This window comes from Burkholderia sp. BCC1638, assembly GCF_902833195.1.
GTDB lineage: Bacteria > Pseudomonadota > Gammaproteobacteria > Burkholderiales > Burkholderiaceae > Burkholderia > Burkholderia diffusa.
On record NZ_CADFEC010000116.1, the window covers coordinates 1 to 504 of the forward strand.

The following is a 504-nucleotide window of genomic DNA, read 5'->3' on the forward strand; positions in this document are numbered from 1 at the left end:
TTACCAGAAGTGGCTAGTCTAACCGCAAGGAGGACGGTCACCACGGTAGGATTCATGACTGGGGTGAAGTCGTAACAAGGTAGCCGTATCGGAAGGTGCGGCTGGATCACCTCCTTTCCAGAGCTATCTCGCAAAATTGAGCGCTCACGCTTATCGGCTGTTGATTAAGACAGAAAGACTGTCTGTTAGCGGTTTTATCGGTTATAGTGCCGGCCGCTTTCGATAATCTTCAATGAAAAATATTCGAATGATGATTCATTCGAGTCTTTCTCATTGGCGATTGAGCCAGTCAGAGCGGTACGTAGGATGTATCGGCTGTCGTTCTTTAACAATCTGGAAGAAGTAAGTAATTTGGATAGCGGAAGCGTCTTGAGATGGGCGTGGAAACTATCCGGGTTGTGATTGTATCGATGTATCTCAAGATGATTCGAACTCTATGTTCGACTCAATTGGAATACGGCACAACGCGAGAACTCAACCTGTAGCGACTGTCGATGAGACAGA

Annotated in this window: 1 rRNA gene; it reads left to right on the plus strand. The window is 46.6% G+C overall.

Features of this window, described 5'->3' with window-relative positions:
* Window positions 1–117 (plus strand): 16S ribosomal RNA (locus tag HWX22_RS31465); the annotation flags it as partial.
* Window positions 118–504: the final 387 nt, after the last annotated feature.